Annotated in this window: 14 protein-coding genes and 1 tRNA gene; 5 read left to right on the top strand and 10 right to left on the bottom strand. The window is 74.0% G+C overall.

The genetic code is table 11. The annotated features are described in order from the left end of the window. Positions 1–6: 6 nt before the first annotated feature. Entirely contained in the window at positions 7–909 is a 903-nt protein-coding gene (ehuB, locus tag E6R18_RS21480) for an ectoine/hydroxyectoine ABC transporter substrate-binding protein EhuB (protein WP_136318524.1), read from the bottom strand. 387 nt (positions 910–1296) lie between these two features. Between ehuB and E6R18_RS21475 the strand changes: the two genes are divergently transcribed. After that, the gene (locus E6R18_RS21475) at positions 1297–2076 is read left to right on the top strand and encodes an aspartate/glutamate racemase family protein (RefSeq protein WP_136318523.1); all 780 of its coding nucleotides are present in this window, start codon (positions 1297–1299) and stop codon (positions 2074–2076) included. Positions 2077–2206: 130 nt separating this feature from the next. Continuing rightward, on the top strand, positions 2207–3364 hold the full coding sequence (locus E6R18_RS21470; RefSeq protein WP_136318555.1) for an LLM class flavin-dependent oxidoreductase: 1158 nt from the start codon (positions 2207–2209) through the stop codon (positions 3362–3364). 124 nt (positions 3365–3488) lie between these two features. Here E6R18_RS21470 and E6R18_RS21465 read toward each other — a convergent pair whose 3' ends face one another. Beyond that, on the bottom strand, positions 3489–5354 hold the full coding sequence (locus E6R18_RS21465; RefSeq protein WP_168712405.1) for an EAL domain-containing protein: 1866 nt from the start codon (positions 5352–5354) through the stop codon (positions 3489–3491). Between the two features lie 461 nt (positions 5355–5815). Here E6R18_RS21465 and E6R18_RS21460 point away from each other — a divergent pair, with 461 nt between their 5' ends. Beyond that, positions 5816–7030, top strand: coding sequence for a M6 family metalloprotease domain-containing protein (locus E6R18_RS21460; RefSeq protein WP_136318521.1), 1215 nt, complete (start codon positions 5816–5818; stop codon positions 7028–7030). A 66-nt stretch (positions 7031–7096) separates the two neighbouring features. On the opposite strand, the gene E6R18_RS21455 is transcribed toward E6R18_RS21460, so the two are convergent. From E6R18_RS21455 to E6R18_RS21425, 7 genes are all read right to left on the bottom strand, one after another. Then, positions 7097–7170: transfer RNA gene (locus E6R18_RS21455), tRNA-Lys, on the bottom strand. Continuing rightward, positions 7161–7856, bottom strand: coding sequence for a bifunctional DNA primase/polymerase (locus tag E6R18_RS21450; RefSeq protein WP_136318520.1), 696 nt, complete (start codon positions 7854–7856; stop codon positions 7161–7163). The genes E6R18_RS21455 and E6R18_RS21450 overlap by 10 nt, the downstream gene beginning before the upstream one ends. A gap of 148 nt (positions 7857–8004) precedes the next feature. Beyond that, complete coding sequence (locus E6R18_RS21445; protein ID WP_136318519.1) at positions 8005–8346, bottom strand: hypothetical protein; 342 nt, start codon at positions 8344–8346, stop codon at positions 8005–8007. A 109-nt stretch (positions 8347–8455) separates the two neighbouring features. Then, positions 8456–9790, bottom strand: a complete 1335-nt coding sequence (locus E6R18_RS21440; RefSeq protein ID WP_136318518.1) for an AAA domain-containing protein — start codon at positions 9788–9790, stop codon at positions 8456–8458. Then, positions 9787–11397 carry a hypothetical protein gene (locus E6R18_RS21435; protein ID WP_136318517.1) on the bottom strand — a complete coding sequence of 537 codons (1611 nt, stop codon included), beginning with the start codon at positions 11395–11397 and terminating at the stop codon, positions 9787–9789. Before E6R18_RS21435 ends, E6R18_RS21440 begins: the two co-directional genes overlap by 4 nt. Further along, positions 11388–12527 (bottom strand): hypothetical protein, encoded by a 1140-nt coding sequence (locus E6R18_RS21430; protein WP_136318554.1) that lies wholly within the window; start codon positions 12525–12527, stop codon positions 11388–11390. The genes E6R18_RS21435 and E6R18_RS21430 overlap by 10 nt, the downstream gene beginning before the upstream one ends. Next, positions 12457–13428: a phosphatase PAP2 family protein gene (locus E6R18_RS21425; protein WP_206308346.1), complete on the bottom strand. Its 972-nt coding sequence runs from the start codon at positions 13426–13428 to the stop codon at positions 12457–12459. The genes E6R18_RS21430 and E6R18_RS21425 overlap by 71 nt, the downstream gene beginning before the upstream one ends. A 281-nt stretch (positions 13429–13709) precedes the next feature. Between E6R18_RS21425 and E6R18_RS21420 the strand changes: the two genes are divergently transcribed. Next, the gene (locus E6R18_RS21420; RefSeq protein WP_136318515.1) at positions 13710–14306 is read left to right on the top strand and encodes a histidine phosphatase family protein; all 597 of its coding nucleotides are present in this window, start codon (positions 13710–13712) and stop codon (positions 14304–14306) included. Between the two features lie 273 nt (positions 14307–14579). On the opposite strand, the gene E6R18_RS21415 is transcribed toward E6R18_RS21420, so the two are convergent. Next, the gene (locus tag E6R18_RS21415) at positions 14580–15944 is read right to left on the bottom strand and encodes a tetratricopeptide repeat protein (protein WP_136318514.1); all 1365 of its coding nucleotides are present in this window, start codon (positions 15942–15944) and stop codon (positions 14580–14582) included. A gap of 240 nt (positions 15945–16184) precedes the next feature. Here E6R18_RS21415 and E6R18_RS21410 point away from each other — a divergent pair, with 240 nt between their 5' ends. Beyond that, the gene (locus E6R18_RS21410; protein ID WP_206308345.1) at positions 16185–16640 is read left to right on the top strand and encodes a hypothetical protein; all 456 of its coding nucleotides are present in this window, start codon (positions 16185–16187) and stop codon (positions 16638–16640) included. Position 16641: the final 1 nt, after the last annotated feature.

Here is a 16641-nt window from a genome sequence, read left to right as displayed (position 1 = left end):
TCCCTGTCAGCCCTTGCACAGATCGGCCGTCTTCAAGGTCGCCGGCGGAATCTCGGTCGCCCCGAAGCCGTAGTCCCGCAGCAGCTGCACGTAGCGCGACTTGTCCGAGACGATCTTCTTCAGCTCGCGGTTGAAGGCGTCGCGCAGCTCCTCGTTGCCCTTGCGGAAGACGGCGCCGCCGGGGCTGTACTGCTTCGTGCCGTCCAGCTCGGGCAGGAACGCCTCGGTGACCTCGGTGCCCGCGTTGGTCTTGGCGAGCCAGCGCAGCGAGATGCCGGTCAGCAGGAACGCGTCGACCCGGCCGCCCTTGACCGCGTCCGCCCCGTCCTGCGGCTTCTGGAGCGTCTTGATCTTGCTCTCGGGGATGCCGGCGCCCTTGGCGTACGAGCCCTCGACCGCGCCCGCCATCACACCGATGGTGATCCCGGCCTCCTTCGCGGAGGCGAGGTCGGTGACCTTCTTCGGGTTGCCCTTCTTGACCATCAGCGCGGTCGGCGAGATGAACTCGGGCTCCGAGAACAGGGCGTTGGCGCAACGCTCCGGGGTGATCGCCATGCCGGCGCTGACCACGTCGTACTTGCCGGCCTGGAGGCCGGGGATCAGGCCGTCCCACTCGGAGAGGGTGGGCTTCAGCTCGTCGACGCCCAACGCCTTGAAGATCTCCCGGTGCAGCGCGGGGGCCTCGCCCTTGAGCTCCTTGCCCTCCATGTAGCCGTACGGGGCCTCGTCCGCGTACGCGACCCGCACGAACCCCTGCTTGCGGAGCTTTTCGAGCGCACCCTCGCCGTCGGCGGAGTCGGAGCCGGTCTTGCTGCACGCGGCGAGCAGGCCGGGGACGACGAGCAGACCGCCCACCGCTGCCGATCGGTTGAGGAATCCCCGGCGGGACAGGTTCGGGAAGTCAGCCATGGTTCGCAATCTCCTGAAGGGGTCGAACAGTCCGGACAGGCTTGGCGCCTGCCCGATCCCCTGTGTCTATTCAGGAAGAAGGCGCATGTAATCGAACGGTGGCCGGAGGGTGACCTTCCCGTGTCCGGTGGCAGGCCGATAGGCGGGGTTTACGCCGGATGTCCGCTACCCCGCCCCCGTACCGCGACGGCTTCCCTCCGGGCCGCCGTTCATGCGCCCGGCCGCGTGTCCAACTGCCGGCCGGTCCTGCCCGAGGCGATAACCGGGGCGGATGGCGGAATACTGGAACAGGAGCGGGGAAACCGGTCAGTGCCGCCGCGGGTTCACGCGGCGGGCGCGACGGCGGACCCGCCGCAGCGCAGGACCAGGTGCAGAGAAAGGGTGGACATGACGACCGTCGGATTCCTCTACCCGGGCCACTTCGCCGAGGACGACTACCCGCGCATGGAGGTCCTTCTCGACAGCACCATCAGACTCGTCGTCCACCACACCGAGAGCCCGGACGCCGCCTACCGCGAGGAGGCCCTGCGCGCCCTGGGCACCTCCGGCCGGCTCGCCGCCGGGATCGAGGAGTTGCAGCGCTCCGGGGTCCAGTCCATCGTCTGGGCCTGCGACGGAGGCAGCTTCCTGTACGGGTGGCAGGGCGCCCACGACCAGGTCGCGGGCCTCGCCCGCGCGGCGGGCGTGCCCGCCTCCAGCACCTCCATCGGCTTCGTCCACGCGGTACGCAAGCTGGGCGCCGAGCGCGTCGCGGTGGCCGCGACCTACCCCGAGGCCGTCGCCGCGCACTTCACGGCCTTCCTCCGGGAGACCGGCATGGAGGTGGTCGCCACGCACGCGGCGGGCGTCACCGATGCCGCCGAGGCCGCCGCATGGGGCCCGGAACAGGTGCGGGAGCTCGCCGAGGCGGCCGACAGCCCCGAGGCGCAGGCGATCCTGCTGCCCGACACGGCCCTGCACACCATCGCCGACCTGCCCGAACTGGAGGAGGCGCTCGGCAAGCCCGTCCTCACCGCCAACCAGGTGGCGGTCCGCGAGGCCCTGCGCCTGGCCGACCGCCCCGCCTGGGCCCCGAGGCTCGGCACGCTCTTCGCCCACCGCGAGCAGCCGCCGGCCCCGGTGACCTGGGGCAGCGGACGGGCGTACGCGCACGGGAAGAAGAGCTGAGGGGATGGGGGCCGGAATAAGCGGAGCCATCCTCCTGTTCTTCCTCTCCGGACATACGAGCCGCTGAGCGCACCACCGGAGAGGCCAGGACGTGGACGAGATTCGAGGCGACGAGATCCAGGGCGACGAGATCCGCGGCGACGAGATTCGCGGCGACGAGATCCAGGGCGACGAGATCCGCGGCACGGCCCGGGGCACCGCCCCCGTGCCGCTGTCCGTGCTGGACCTGGTGACCGTGGGCCAGGGCCGCACGGCGGGCCAGGCCCTGCGCACCGGCGTGGAGATCGCCCAGCTCGCCGAGCGCAGGGGCTTCGACCGCTACTGGGTCGCCGAGCACCACTCGATGCCCGGCGTCGCCTCCTCCTCGCCGGCCGTGATCCTCGCGCACATCGCCGCCCACACCGAGCGCATCCGGCTCGGCTCGGGCGGCGTCATGCTGCCCAACCACGCCCCGCTCGTCATCGCCGAGCAGTTCGGAACGCTGGAGGCGATGGCCCCCGGCCGCATCGACCTGGGCCTGGGCCGCGCCCCGGGCACGGACGGCGCCACGGCCGCCGCCCTGCGCCGCACCGACCGGCTCAACGAGGGCGCAGCGGGGTCTCCCCTGGCCGAGCGAAGCCGAGACCTTGGGGATGACTTTCCGCAGCAGCTCATGGAGCTGACCCGCTTCCTGGACGACGACTTCCCCGACGGCCACCCCTACGCCCGCATCCACGCGGTCCCCGGACCCGTCCAGGCCACCTCCGAGGGCGGCGTCCAGTCCCCGGCGCGCCCGCCCCTGTGGCTCCTCGGCTCCTCCGGCTTCAGCGCCCGGCTGGCCGGCGTGCTCGGGCTGCCCTTCGCCTTCGCCCACCACTTCTCGGCCCAGAACACCGTGCCGGCGCTTGAGCTGTACCGCGACTCCTTCAAGCCGTCCACGGTCCTGGACGCCCCGTACGCCCTGATCGGGGTCGCCGCCCTGGCCGCCGACGACGAGCGCGAGGCCCGCCGCCAGGTGCTGACCGGAGCCCTGTCGATGCTCCGGCTGCGCTCCGGGCGCCCCGGTCTGGTACCGACGCCCGAGGAGGCGGAGGCGTACGCCTTCTCCCCGATGGAGCGCGAATTCGTGGACAGCTGGCTGGTCAACATCGTCCACGGCACCGCCGACGAGGTCCGCACCGGCCTGGACGACCTGGCCAAGCGCACCGGCGCCGATGAGCTGATGATCACAGCCAACGCCCACAGCGGCGAGGCCCGGCTGCGCAGCTACGGCCTCATCGCGGACGCGTACGGGCTGCCGGGCGCCTGAGCCGGGGACGCGTGAGCCGGGCGCGCTCGTGAGGTGGGGCGCTCGTGAGGCGGGATGCTCGTGAGCCGGCGCGCTCGTGAGCCGGGATGCTCGTGAGGCGGCGCGCTCGTGAGGCGGGGAAGCGTTACGCCTCCAGCGTGCGCGTCCCGATCAGCTCGGCGATGCGCTCCGGGGCGACCGCGCGCGAGTAGAGCCAGCCCTGCCCGGTGTCGCAGCCGATCCGGCGCAGCCGCTCCGCCTGGCCGGCCGTCTCCACGCACTCCGCGGTGACGGTCAGGCCCAGCCGGTGCGCCAGCTGGACCATGGCCTCGACGATCGTCTCGTCGGCGGGGCTGGGGTGCGTGCCGTCCTCGTAGCGGAAGCCGCGTACGAACGCGCCGTCCAGCTTCAGCACGGACACCGGCAGGCGGCTCAGGTAGGCGAGGTTGGAGTAGCCGGTGCCGAAGTCGTCGATGGCGATGCGCACGCCCATGTCGCTGAGGGCCTGAAGCGCCCGCAGCGGCCGGCCCGCCGAGCCCATCACCGCGGACTCGGTCAGCTCCAGTTGCAGCAGCGCCGGGTCGAGCCCGGTCTCGGCCAGGATCTCCGCGACATCGGTGACCAGGTCGGAGTCCCAGACCTGGCGCACGGCGACGTTGACGCTGATGAACAGCGGCGGCTTCGCCGGGTGGTCGAGCTGCCAGCGCCTGGCCTGCCGGCAGGCCGAGCGCAGCACCCACCGGCCCAGCTGCACGATCGAGCCGTCCTCCTCGGCGATCGCGACGAACCGATTCGGCGAGAGCAGGCCGAACTGCGGGTGGTTCCAGCGCACCAGCGCCTCCACCCCGCGCACCATCCCGTCGGCCATGCCGACCAGCGGCTGGTACTCGATGGTGAACTCGCCGCGCTCCACGGCCGGGCGGAGGTTGGACGACAGGGCCTGGCGGGTCATCCGGTGGGCGTTGCGCTCCGGGTCGAAGAGCGTCCAGCGGGCCTTGCCGTCGGCCTTCGCCCAGTACAGCGTCGTATCGGCGGCCTGCATCAGCCCGGTGGCCGTCGTGCCCGCGACGGGCCGCTCCACCACCCCGATCGACGCCGAGACCGAGAGCCGCTGACCGGCCAGGTCGAAGGGCTGCTGGAGCGCGCCCAGCACCGTGCGCGCCAGGTCGGTCAGCTGCTCGGTGCCGGTGGACTCCTCCACCAGGATCGCGAACTCGTCGCCGCCGAGCCGCGCCACCAGCGGGGCTCCGGCCGGGTACGCGCCCTCCTGCTCGGCGCAGTCCGTGAGCCGGGCGGCGACGGCCGCGAGCAGCCGGTCGCCGATCCGGTGGCCCAGGGTGTCGTTGACGGCCTTGAAACCGTCCAGGTCCAGGTAGCAGAGCCCGATCCGGCCCCGCTCGGGCACGTCGTCGTCCTGGTGCGGCGGGGTGCGCAGCACCGTCGAGAGCCGTTCGAAGAAGAGGGCGCGGTTGGGCAGCCGGGTCACCGGGTCGTGCATCTGGAGGTGGTGCAGCCGCTTCTGCAGCTCACGCCGGTCGCTGACGTCCGCGACCGAGAGCAGCACCTGCCCGGGCGCCCCGCCGCCCTCCGGCTCCGGGCCGCCGGGCATCGGTACGACGGTGATCTCGGCCCACAGCGCGCGCCCGTCCGGGTGCTTGAGCCGACGGGTGCAGCGGAAGCGGGAGCGCCGGCCGTGCAGCACCTCGCGGTACGCGTGCCAGGCGCGGGCGTCCGCCGCGAGGTCGACCAGATCGGACGCCGACTGTGCGGTGAGCGCCGCCGCGCCGACGCCCGTCAGGGCGCCCAGTGCCTCGTTGGCCGTGACGATCAGGCCCTCGTGGTCGACCACGGCCATCGGCAGGGTGGCGGCCCGGAACGCGGCGCGGTAGTCGTGCGCCTCGGTCGGCGAGGCACCGGGCGGCCACATCTCGTGACCCTTTGTGACCGTGGATCGCGGTGCAGAGGGTGCTGTGCCTGCCGTGGGCCTCGGCCCCTCGGAGGTTGAGCTCACCGTTCGCTCCCGCCCTGCAGTTCTGTCCCGGACACATCTGGTCGGACTGGCCCGCCGCGCGGAGTGCCGTGTCAGAGGCGGAAACCGCGCAGGAAAGCGAGGTGAAGCATAGAGGCTGCGGCCTCGGCCGTTCCAGCGCCCCGCCTCTCGCGCACCGCGCTTCCGACACGCTTGGGCCATTCGCGCACCGATCCGGTTTGTCCCTGCCTGATTGTTTCTGCGCGCCTCTGTTCTCTCTCGTTGCGCGGGTGATCGATTGTGACTGTCCGTGAAGGGTGTGGGTGGTGCGGCGGCTGACCCGAGTGGCACAGCCCGATGTGACGAACCGGACGGAACGTCACAAAGTAGACGGAGGGTTCCGGAGTCCGCACCCGCACCGGAGGTATCCGCACCCCGCGCCGGAGGTATCCGCTCCCGTACCGGAGGTAGATGTGCCGCGTCGTCAGCCCGGACCCGGAGGGGTGGAGAGGCCGAGTCCGCGCGGACTGACGGCCGGGCTGATCTCCCTGCTGGCGCTCGTCGCCACCTCCCTCGTCACCGGGCCCGCCGCGGCCGCCCCCGGCGACGCCGCGCCCTGCGCGCTGCCCCGGACCGCGGCCCACCACTCGCTCGGCGTCGACCGGTGGAACGGCGCCTACCCGCGCCCCGACCACCCCCTGGACGCGGTGATGGTGTTCCTCTCGTTCCCCGACGCCCAGCCGGTCACGACTCCGGCCGAACTCACCGCCGACTACTTCCCGGCCACCACCGAGTTCTTCGAGCGCGCCTCGTACGGCAAGTTCACCCTGCGCCCGCACCCGCAGCGGCACTGGGTCCGGATGCCCGAGCCGTCCTCCTGGTACGGCATAAAGCGCGACTGGGCCAACGACCGGCGCAGCGCCTACCTGCGCGACGCGATCCGGGTGGCCGACCCCCAGGTGGACTTCTCGCGGTACGACATCGTCTACCTCGTCGCGGACCCGGACGCCCCCGGCGTCGACTCCGACGCCACCAAGGTCGTCAACTTCGAGCGGCCCCTGCACGCCGACGGTACGGACATCAGGCGCGTCGTCACCGTCTTCGAGCAGCACCCGCCGGACCACAACGTCCTGGCCCACGAGACCGGACACGTCTTCGACCTGCCCGACCTCTACCACCGGCCGTCCGACGGCAAGGGCGACTGGGACACCTACGTCGGCGACTGGGACGTCATGGGCAGCCAGTTCGGGCTCGCCCCCGACCTCTTCGGCTGGCACAAGTGGAAGCTGGGCTGGCTGGACGACCGGCAGGTGGTCTGCGTCCAGAGCGACCGGGTCGTCACCCTCGAACCGATGGCCGCCGTGCCCGTGCCCGGCGCCTCCCTCGGCACCCGGCTCGCCGTGATCAGGACCGGCGAGGGCAGCGCGGTCGCCGTCGAGGCCCGCAGCTCCACCGGCCACGACCGCTCGACCTGCGCCGAAGGCGTCCTGCTCTACCGGGTCCGCAACGAGACCCCGTCCGGCGGCGGCCCGGTCGACGTCCTCGACACACATCCCGAGACCGACGCCTGCTGGGACCGGTCGGTCTACCCGCCGCTCGCGGACGCACCGCTGCGCGTCGGCGAGACGTACACCGTCCCCGGCGCGCACACCACGATCGAGGTCGCCGACCGCACCCCCTCGGGAGCCTGGACGGTCCGCATCACCACGGGCACATGACACAGGGGCCGCCCCCTCGCACACGAAGAAGCCCCCTCGCTCTCGCGAGGGGGCTTCTCCCGTCTGTGCGCCGCCAGGGACTCGAACCCCGGACCCGCTGATTAAGAGTCAGCTGCTCTAACCAACTGAGCTAGCGGCGCCTGCTGACGTCGTAGACCTTAGCACCCGGATCGGTGAGAGGAAAAATCGAAATACGAGGAGTCGGAGCGGGCGCCGAGCGGGCCACCCGGACACACGCCCAGAGCAGCACGTCGGGCCCCGGCAGCCACGGGCTGCGCGTGTCCGGGGCCACCAGCCAGCGGGGCCCGGAGTAGTTCGCGCCACAGGTCAGGGGCGGGACCGTCACCGCGTCGCCGGTGCCGTGGCAGAGCAGCGGGGGCACCTTCGCGGCCCCGCCGTCCGGGCTCTGCGGTCCGGCGCCCCACTCCTCCCAGCCGAGGAGCGAGGGCAGCCGCTGGGCCGTGCCGGGGGAGGCGAACAGCAGCATCCGGCCCCGGTGCGAGGCGACCGGACCCGAGCCCGGGCCGTCCGCCCACAGGTGCTCCAGCATCCGGCGCCCGAACAGCGTGGGCACGTTCACCACGTCGAAGGCCGAACCGCACGGCAGCACCCCGGGCGCGGTCGGGCGCGACTCCCACTGGGCCAGGGTGCTGCGCGGATACGCCGTCGCCCCGGCCAGCCACGCGGCACCGGCCGCGGTGACCTGAGCCGTCTGATGCCTCGCCTGCTCGCGCAGGACGGAGAAGAGATCGGCTTCGTGGCCGGCGCGGAGGCAGGGTCCGTCGCCGTGGTGCAGGGTCGTTTCGTCGGGCAGCCATGCGGTCATGCAGACAGGTCTACCCGGAGTGATCAAGCGGATTCCGAGAGTTGCCGGAAATCGGGACAGGCGAGGGCCGCAAGGCGTAAGGTGCACCCGGGCATATGCCAGTGGTTGTACCGGGAGTCACGACCCGGCCCGGCGAGCCCCGGAACCCCTAGGTCTGGGGGGTGTTCAACAGCGTCCGGCCGAACTCCACCATCTTCTTCGCGTAGTCCTCGGTCCACTCCGCGCGCCGCGCGATGTCCGCGGTCGTGAGCCGGTCGAACCGGCGCGGATCGGCCAGCTGGGCCGCCGCCATCGCCTGGAACTCCACCGCGCGGTCCGTCGCGGCGCGGAAGGCCAGCGCCAGTTCCGTGGCCCGGCCCAGCAGCTCCTTCGGGTCCTCCACCGACTCCAGGTCGAAGAAGTGCTCCGGGTCCGCGACCGCCGCCGACGGCTCGAAGAGCAGGGGTGCGGGACGCAGCCGCTGCTGCTCGCTCCGCTCGGGTTGTGCCATGTGGTCTTCCTCCTCCGGTGGACCGCCAGACGGCCACCCTCCATTCTCCAGCCCCCCGCAAGGGCGCCAGGAGCGCGAACCCGCCGGGGCGCACCGCGCCCCGGCGCACTCAACAAGCCCAGCGCACCCGGTGTTCCGCCAGATGCGCCAGCACCGCGTGGTTCGCTTCCCAGCCGTCCGGGAACTTCACCGTGACGCCCAGCTGGACCGGCTCCGTCGAGGGGTGCTCGTCCAGCAGGTCGGTGACGCCCTCGCGGCAGACCACGATGCAGGCGTGCCGGTGCCGGGAGGCCAGGACGCAGAGCCGGCCCGTCTCCAGGTGGAACGCGGTGGCGTCCGGGCGGCCCGACAGCGGGTGGAGTACCACCGTCACGTCGAACTCGCGGCCCTGGAGCCGGTTCGCCGTGTCCACCGCGACCCCCGTCACGCCCAGCTCCGCCAGCGCCGCGCGGACCGCCGCCGCCTGGTCGCGGTGGGCCGTGCCGACCGCGACCCGGTCCGCCGTGACCGGGGCCGGCTCCGGGGCCCGCTCGCTGGTGGCCGCGCCGCCCCGGTCCAGGAGCCGGCGCACCACCAGGGCGACCGCCCGCACCGCCTCCGGGTCGGTGCGCGGGGTGCGCCGGGCCGGCAGTTCGAGGAGCCCCCAGCCCGACTCCGCCGCCTCGTCCAGCACCCGGTCCGCCGCCGAACCGTCCGACGCGACCCCGAACGACAGCCGCCGGTCGCCGTGGCCCGTACCGCTGCGGAATGGCGTGTACGGGTAGAACGCGTCCGACACCAGCGGCGCCGCCGAGGCCGGGAGCCGCCAGGAGACCGGCAGCCGGTGCTGCGGCAGCTCCGGATTGTGCGCGAGCAGCGTGCTCACCGCACTGGCCGACGGGTCGTAGCTCAGCCCCGCCCACTGGTCCGCGCCGACGATCGAGAACGGGTCCAGCTGGCCCGGATCACCGACGAACAGCGCCCGCTCGAAGAGCCCGGCCACCGCCAGCAGAGCGTCCGAGCGCATCTGGTACGCCTCGTCCACGATCGCGTGCCCCCACGGCTCCACGTTCTTCACATGGGCCCATTTCGCCGCCGTCGAGATGACGACGTCAAGACCCGCCAGGTCCGCCGCCTTCGCCGACTTGCGCACGTTCTCCAGGCCGTCCAGCACCTTGTCGTAGGGGTCGGAGTCGCTGCTGTGCAGCCGGCCGACCGGCAGGCCGGGGTCCTTCTCGGCGAGCCGCACCACCAGGTCGTCCACCTGCGCGTTCGTCTGGGCGACCACCATCAGCGGGCGGCCCGCCGCGGCCAGCTCCAGCGCGGCGCGCACCACCAGCGTCGACTTGCCCGCGCCCGGCGGGGAGTCCACCACGACGCCCCGGGCCGTGCCGTTCAGCGTGTCGTCCAGGATCTTCGCGGTCGCCAGGCCCGCCGCCGCGCCCGGGTCGAATACGGCCGTCACAGCAGGTCCTCCGAGGTCACGGGGTCGGGGCGCTCGGCCGCTTCGACGGCGCCCGGCGGGCCGCCGTGGGTCCACGGCGTCTCCTCCGCGTCCGGCAGCTGCGGCCCGCCGCGCTGGTCGTGCTCGAACAGGGTCCAGGCGATCCGGTCGCCCGGCTCCGGGACCGACCCCGGGGCCGGCTCCTTGCCGCGCCCCATCCGGTCGGTGATCCGCAGCACCAGCGAGGGCGCGCCGCCCTCCTCGTCCGCCGGGCCGTGGCGCACGAACTGGGCGGTCTGCGGCTTGCCGTCCAGCGAGCGGTAGACCTTCACCCGCTCGCCCAGCTGCGGCCGCTCGTCGGTGCGGACCGTGACCAGCGGGCGCGGCGAGGGCCGCTTCGACTCGCTGTACGCCATCTCCACCGCGCTCACCTCCCCGATGAACGCCTCACCGGCCAGCCGGCGGCCCGCCAGCACCAGCGGGTCGTCCAGCGCCTCCTGGGCCTCCAGCTGTGCCTGGGCCGTCTCCCGCGCGGCCAGCTTGCGGGCGGCCGTCACCGCGTCGTCCCGGCGCGGCTGGGGCGGCTCACCGGCCCGGACCCGGTCGCGGTGGGCGGTGAACGACCAGCGGTCCCGGGTCCAGCGGTCCTCGGTCCTGGCCCCTTCGGGCAGCTCCCGCAGCAGGTCCAGGCCCCGCCACACCGCGTCCCAGGTCGGCCGCAGCACCCCGGCCAGCAGCGCCCTGATCTCCCGCTCGGCGCCGGTCAGCTCGGCGAGCCGGGCGTCCGCCGCGAGCCCGTCCTGCGCCGCCGCGAGCGAGGAGCGCGCCCGGTCGTACTTCTCGATCGCCGGGGCCAGCAGCCGGTTGTCGAAGTCCGGGTCGGTGGCGGGACCGGCCGGCGGGCACAGCAGCTGGCCCGCCGCGTCCCGGGCCAGCTCGGCGCGGAGCGCCGCCTCGGCGCCCGATTCACCGGCCGGCGGGTCGATCCAGGCGAGCAGGGCCCCCAGGTGCTGGTCCTCAAGCGTGGACTGGCCGGTCGCCCAGTGCCGGTTGAGGAGATCGGTGCAGGCGAGCAGGAGCGAGGAGCCGGGGACCCGGGCCCGCTCGCCGTAGTGCGTCAGCCAGCGCCCCAGCAGCGGGACCCGGGCGGGCGCCGGATACGGGGTGTCGGGGTCGTCCTCGGCGGTGCGCCGGAACCGCATGGAACGTCCCAGCAGCCGGACGAACTCGATGCCCGCCCGGCTCGGCACCACGATCTGCGCCGCGTCCACGCACAGCTCGGTCTCGACCTTGACCCGCTTCCCGGTCGCGGGGTCGGTCTCGTTGCGCTCGGCCGGCTCGATGACGTCGGCGTACGCCTCGATGTGCGGCAGGACCGCCTCGGCCAGCTCGGCGAGGAAGGCGAAGCGCAGGTCGCGGTCGCGCGGCTGGGGCACGGCCAGCAGCCGGGGCGCCTCGCGGTCGGTGCCGACGAGGGCGCCGAGCGGGGCGCCCGCCTCGCCCGCGGTGGTCAGCGGCACCAGGACGAGCGGCCGGTCGGTCAGCCGGCGGTGGCGGACGGTGGCCGTGGGCCGGGCCCGGCCGCTCTCCACGGCCTCCAGCCGGGCCAGTGTGCTGATCAGTGACATGTGACGCGGCCCTCCAGTGCCTCGGCGCGCAGGGCCGCCGCGCGGCGCAGGGCCGCGACCGCGGGATCGGCCGGGTCACCCTCCTTGCCGGCGGCCGCCGCCAGCACGTCGCCGACCGTCCTCAGCCCGCCCAGCTCCCCGCGCACGCCGCGCCCGAGCGACTCCACGGCCCCCTCGGCGCGGGCCCGGGACCGGCAGTGGAACGCCAGCTCGCAGGAGGACAGGCACTCCGGCGCGTAGGCCGCGGTGACCGACTCGACGGCCGTCTCCAGGTCCTCGGGGGAGCGCTCCGGGTCGAACGTGGTGCCCTCGGGCAGGGCCGCCGCGATCTCCTCGATGCGGGTGAGCCTGGTCAGCTGCCGGCGGGTCACCGCGCGCTGCTTGCGTACGTCGACGACGGAGGCGGCCGGCAGGTTGGAGAAGTCCTTCGGGCACACCAGCAGCACCCGGTGGCCGACCCGCGCCCCGTCCGTGACCTCAGCGACCCGCTCAAGCGCCAGCGCGTACACCGCGGACTGGCGGGCCGCCGCGCCCACCTTCGCGGCGTCGGCCGAGCCGTCGATCATCGGGAACGACTTGATCTCCACCACGGTCCAGGTGCCGTCGGGGTGCACCACCACCGCGTCCGGCTCCAGGTAGGCCGGGGAGCCCGCCACCTCCAGGGCCAGCATCGGGTGGTCGAGCAGCGCCCAGCCGCCCGCCTCCGTCGCCTCCCGCAGCGCCAGCGCGGTCCTGGCCGCGCGGCCCTCCGGCCCGGCGGCCGTCAGATCGGGCACCCGGACATCGCGCGGCGGCTCGCCGGGGCCGCCGAGCCGCTCGTACAGCAGGCGCATCAGCTCCGTACCGCCGTCGCCCTTGACCCTGGCCTCGAAGGCGTTGCCCCGCATGAAGGCGAACTGGGACTGCCCGAAGGGTGCCGGGGAGCCCAGCGCGGTGGCGAGCGCCCCCTTGTCGACGCCCGCCCCGTCGAGCAGGGCGCGGCGCTTGCAGCCGGGGTTGGCGGCGAGGGCCGCGAGCGCGCGGGCGTCCAGCGGGCGCGGGAGCGCCGGGCCCCTCAGCTCAGCGAGCCGCCGTCGCAGGGTCCGCGTCGGGGGCCCGTCCGGCCGGGGCGGCGGCGTCTGCCCGGGCAGGCGGGCCGGACGCGGCTGCCGCGTCGGATGGTTCTGCGGAGGAGGTCCGCTGGCCGGGGATTCGCTCACCCGCCGAAGTCTTGCACCCGGCACTGACATCCGGGGACCCCGCGGTCGCGGACATCCGGGCGAAGCGGGCGAGTACCGCCTGCTTGACCCGGTCGGCCAGGCGCATCACGGGCCGGGCCAGCAGGGCCCCGACGCCCATCACGGCGGCGCCGGCGACGGCGTCGAGCAGGTAGTGGTTGGCGGTGCCCATCACCACGAACGTCGTGATCAGCGGGTAGGCGACACCCGCCGCCCTCACCAGCGGGTGCTTGGCGTGGCGCCACAGCAGGATGCCGCACCACAGCGCCCAGCCGACGTGCAGGCTCGGCATCGCCGCGTACTGGTTGGTCATGCCGCCCATGCCGCGCGGGGCGCTCGCCTCCGTGCCCCACCACCCGTACGAGCTGTACTGGGCCATCGTGTCGACGAAGCCGTGCCCCGCGGCCAGCAGCCGCGGCGGGCAGGTCGGCATCAGCGTGAAGCCGATCAGCCCGAGCATGGTCGAGGTCATCAGCCAGGTGCGCGCCCTGCGGTACGCGGCCGAGTGGCGCCGGAACATCCAGATCAGGACGGCCGGGGTGACCACGTAGTGCAGGGACGCGTACGCGAAGTCCGCGGGTACGCCCAGGGAGGCGTGCGCCGTGAAGAGGCGGTTGAGCGGGTGCTCGGCGTTGAGGAACAGGGCCTTTTCCACGCGCAGGATGCTCAGCCCGTGGTCGACGGCCGTCGACACGTCGCCGCGCGCCAGCAGCCGGCCGCCGGAGTACGCCGCGTACACCAGGGCCAGGAGCGGCAGCTCGGTCCACCAGCGGGGCCGGTGGCGCGGCGCGGGCGCGGTGGTGGCATGCGGCATCCGGAACTTCTCCATCACGTGTTCATGCGGCCGACTGCGGGCGTTCAACCGTACGGTGCGCGTCGGCCGAGTGTCCCCCGGGGGTGTGGTCGGCACCCCTCAGCTGCTCGGATTCGTCTGTGGACTGTGGGACGCCGCTGCGGCCCCCCGGGTTGCCTCGCGGGCAGGTGCGGGATGATGGAAACCAGGACGATCCGTTCGCCGCCGCTCCGTTGCTCCGCTCCGTACCAAGATCTCAGATTCCGCATCTCAGGTCTCAGCTTTTCAGGGAGAACCCTCTTATGGCACCGCGCATCCTGCTCGCCCGGCACGGGCAGACGGAATGGTCCCTCAACGGCAGGCACACCGGCAGGACGGACATCCCGCTGCTCGACGCCGGCCGCGACGGGGCCAAGCTGCTCGGCGAGCGGCTGCACCGGGGGCCGTGGACGGAGCTGCCCGGCCTGGAGGTCCGCACCAGCCCGCTCGTACGGGCCGCCGAGACCTGCGAGCTCGCCGGCTTCGGCGACCGGGCCGAGCCGTGGGACGCGCTGATGGAGTGGGACTACGGGGCGTACGAGGGGATGACGCCGGCCGAGATCAAGGCGGGGCGGCCGGACTGGTTCATCTGGCGCGACGGGGTGCCGGACGGCGAGAGCACCGCCGAGGTCGCCGCCCGCGCCGACGAGATCGTCGCCTGGGCGCGCTCGGCCGACCGCGACGTGCTGGTCTTCGCCCACGGCCACATCCTGCGGGCGCTGGGTGCGCGGTGGCTGGGCGAGGACATCTCCTTCGGCGCCCGCATCTGGCTGGCCCCGACGTCCCTCTCCGTCCTCGGCTGGGCGTACGGGGAGCCGGCGATCCAACGCTGGAACGACACGGGTCACCTTGAGCGGTGAGCGAACCCAGCCCGTCCGGCGTTTGAGGACGGAACCGGTCGCCCCGGGCGGGGCAAGACTTCTGGGGCCCCGGGCCGGAGGGCCAAGAGGCGCGCCCCGGACCGGGGCCGAGGGTTCCGTCCTCAATCGCCGGACGGGCTGGGTTGGGCGGGTCGAGGGTTCCGTCCTCAGCCGTCGGACCGGCTGGAATGGGCGGGCCGAGGGGGCGCGTCCTCAGCCGCCGGACGGGCTGGAATGGGCGCCGGACCGGCTGGAATCGGCCCGGCAGGGCCGTTACGTGGTGGCCGTCGCCACCTGGTAGCGGTCCAGGAAGTCCGCTACCTCCGCCGAGCCCCCGGCCCGCGGCCCCAGGGCCGCCACCGCGTCCGTCAGCATGGCGCGGATGCGCGTGGACCGGACCTGTTCCAGGAGGTCAAGGACCTCGTGGCCCGTGGCCGCCGCCTCCTCCGCGCGACCCGCGCGGGCCAGGTCCGTGGTGAGTTCGGCCCGGTACAGGGCGAGGTTCCGGGTGAAGTGAGGGTCCTGGAGCCGTACCGCCCGCCGCGCGTGCCGCGCGGCACGCGACCAGTCGCCCAGCGCCGCCCAGCACTGCGCCTCCAGCATCTCCAGCTCCGCCTCGCGGAAGAAGCTCATCCACTCCGGGTCCGCCCCCGACGCCCCCCGCGAGAACGCGGTGTGCGCCCGGCCGAGCGCCCGCTCGCAGCCCGTGCGGTCCCCGAGCCCGGCCCGGCCCCCCGCCTCCCGCAGCGCGAGCAGCGCCCGCAGCCGGGGGGAGCCCAGCGGCTGGGCGGCCCGCTGCCCCGCCTCCGCCGCGCGTACCGCCTCGCGCGGCCGGCCCGTGTCGCGGGCCAGGAACGACGCGTTGCAGAACGCGTGCGCCTCCAGGGCAGGGTCCCCGGCCACCCGCGCCGTGGCCAGCGCCTCCGCGTAGTGCGAGCGGGCGTCCTCGAAGCGGCCGGAGTCATGGGCCAGCCACCCCACCGAGATGGCCAGCTCACCGGCGCCGGAGTGCAGCCGGTCCGCCGTGCCGCCCCGGCTCGCGGTCCCGGCGTCGAGCAGCGCGTACGCCGCGCGCAGCGGCTGCGCGGCACGCCGGTAGAGCCAGTCGCCGCCGTGCCGGTCGTCCAGCAGCCGGATCTGCCGCACCGCCCTCTCGACGGCGCTCACCTCCGCCTCGCCGAACCGGCGCTGCGTGGGCAGGGAGGCGGCCGCCGGGCCACCGAGGCCCAGGCCCAGGGAGGTGGCGGCCACCGCGGTGGTGCCGCTCGTCATGAATACGCGACGCAGCACGTCGCTCTCCTCGTCGGTGTCGCTGCCGGGCGCGAGCAGCGGGGCAGTCGGGGGCTGCGGGACGCCCGCCGCGGGCCTGGCCGCCCGGCCGCGTACCGAAGCGCGCGGCGAGAAGCCGAGGTCCTCCAGGGTGGTCCCGGGGAACATGTGCAGGAAGACCCGCTCGTACGCGTAGTTGGGACAGCGGATCTCGCCGGACTCCACGCGTCCGATGTACCGGGCGTCGCACGCGACCTGCTCGCCGATCTCGCGCGCGGCCCTGCGTACCGCGGCGGCGAACTCCCCGGCGGAGCGCGGGCCGCGCAGCCGCCGGAAGGCGAGGTTGGGAACGGCCGGTGTCGACACCATGGCGGGGCCCTCTCTGGTGCGAGCCGGGCGTCGTTTCCGGTGTCCCGGCGGAGCAAGAACGTACCCGCTGTGACGGGGCGCACACGCAGCGTTTACCTACATACCGGGCATCTCGGTCGCGATCCGCCATGAACTGCCACCCTTTGCGGCGGTGCTGCACCGTAGCCCTTGACGCGGTTGGGGCGTTGGTCCATGCGGAGACGGAGTCCGGCTCCGCCCGGCGATGAGAGGAGAGGTCCCTTGTTGCATCTCGACATGGCGACCGGCTCGCGGACGACCGCGACGACCACCGCGACGACGACCACCGCGACGACGACGGCCGCGGCCGGCGGTACGGCACCCGCCGACGAACCCTGCGATCTGGTGACCGTGCCCGCCCGGCAGGGTCTGGAGGCCGTCGACATCCTGCGCCGGGGCGCGGCGCAGGAGGCCGTGGGCCCGGTCATCCACGACGGCACCTGCGACACCCTCGGGTTCCTGGTGCCGCCCGGCACCGCCCAGGGCTGGGACGTACCGGGCAGCGCCTGTACGCGGACCGACGGCCGCGGGCTGCGCATCCCCGCCGAGCCGCCGGTCTCCGGCAGCGGCTGGCTGCTGCCGCCCGCCGAGGACACCCCGGTCACCGACCCGGCCGCGCTGCGGGCCGCGCTCGACCAGGCGGCCCGGCTGATCGAGGCGGCCGACAACTGCCACTGAG

This window comes from Streptomyces sp. A1277, from assembly GCF_004795015.1.
GTDB lineage: Bacteria > Actinomycetota > Actinomycetes > Streptomycetales > Streptomycetaceae > Streptomyces.
This window is presented reverse-complemented; position numbering and strand designations above follow the sequence as displayed.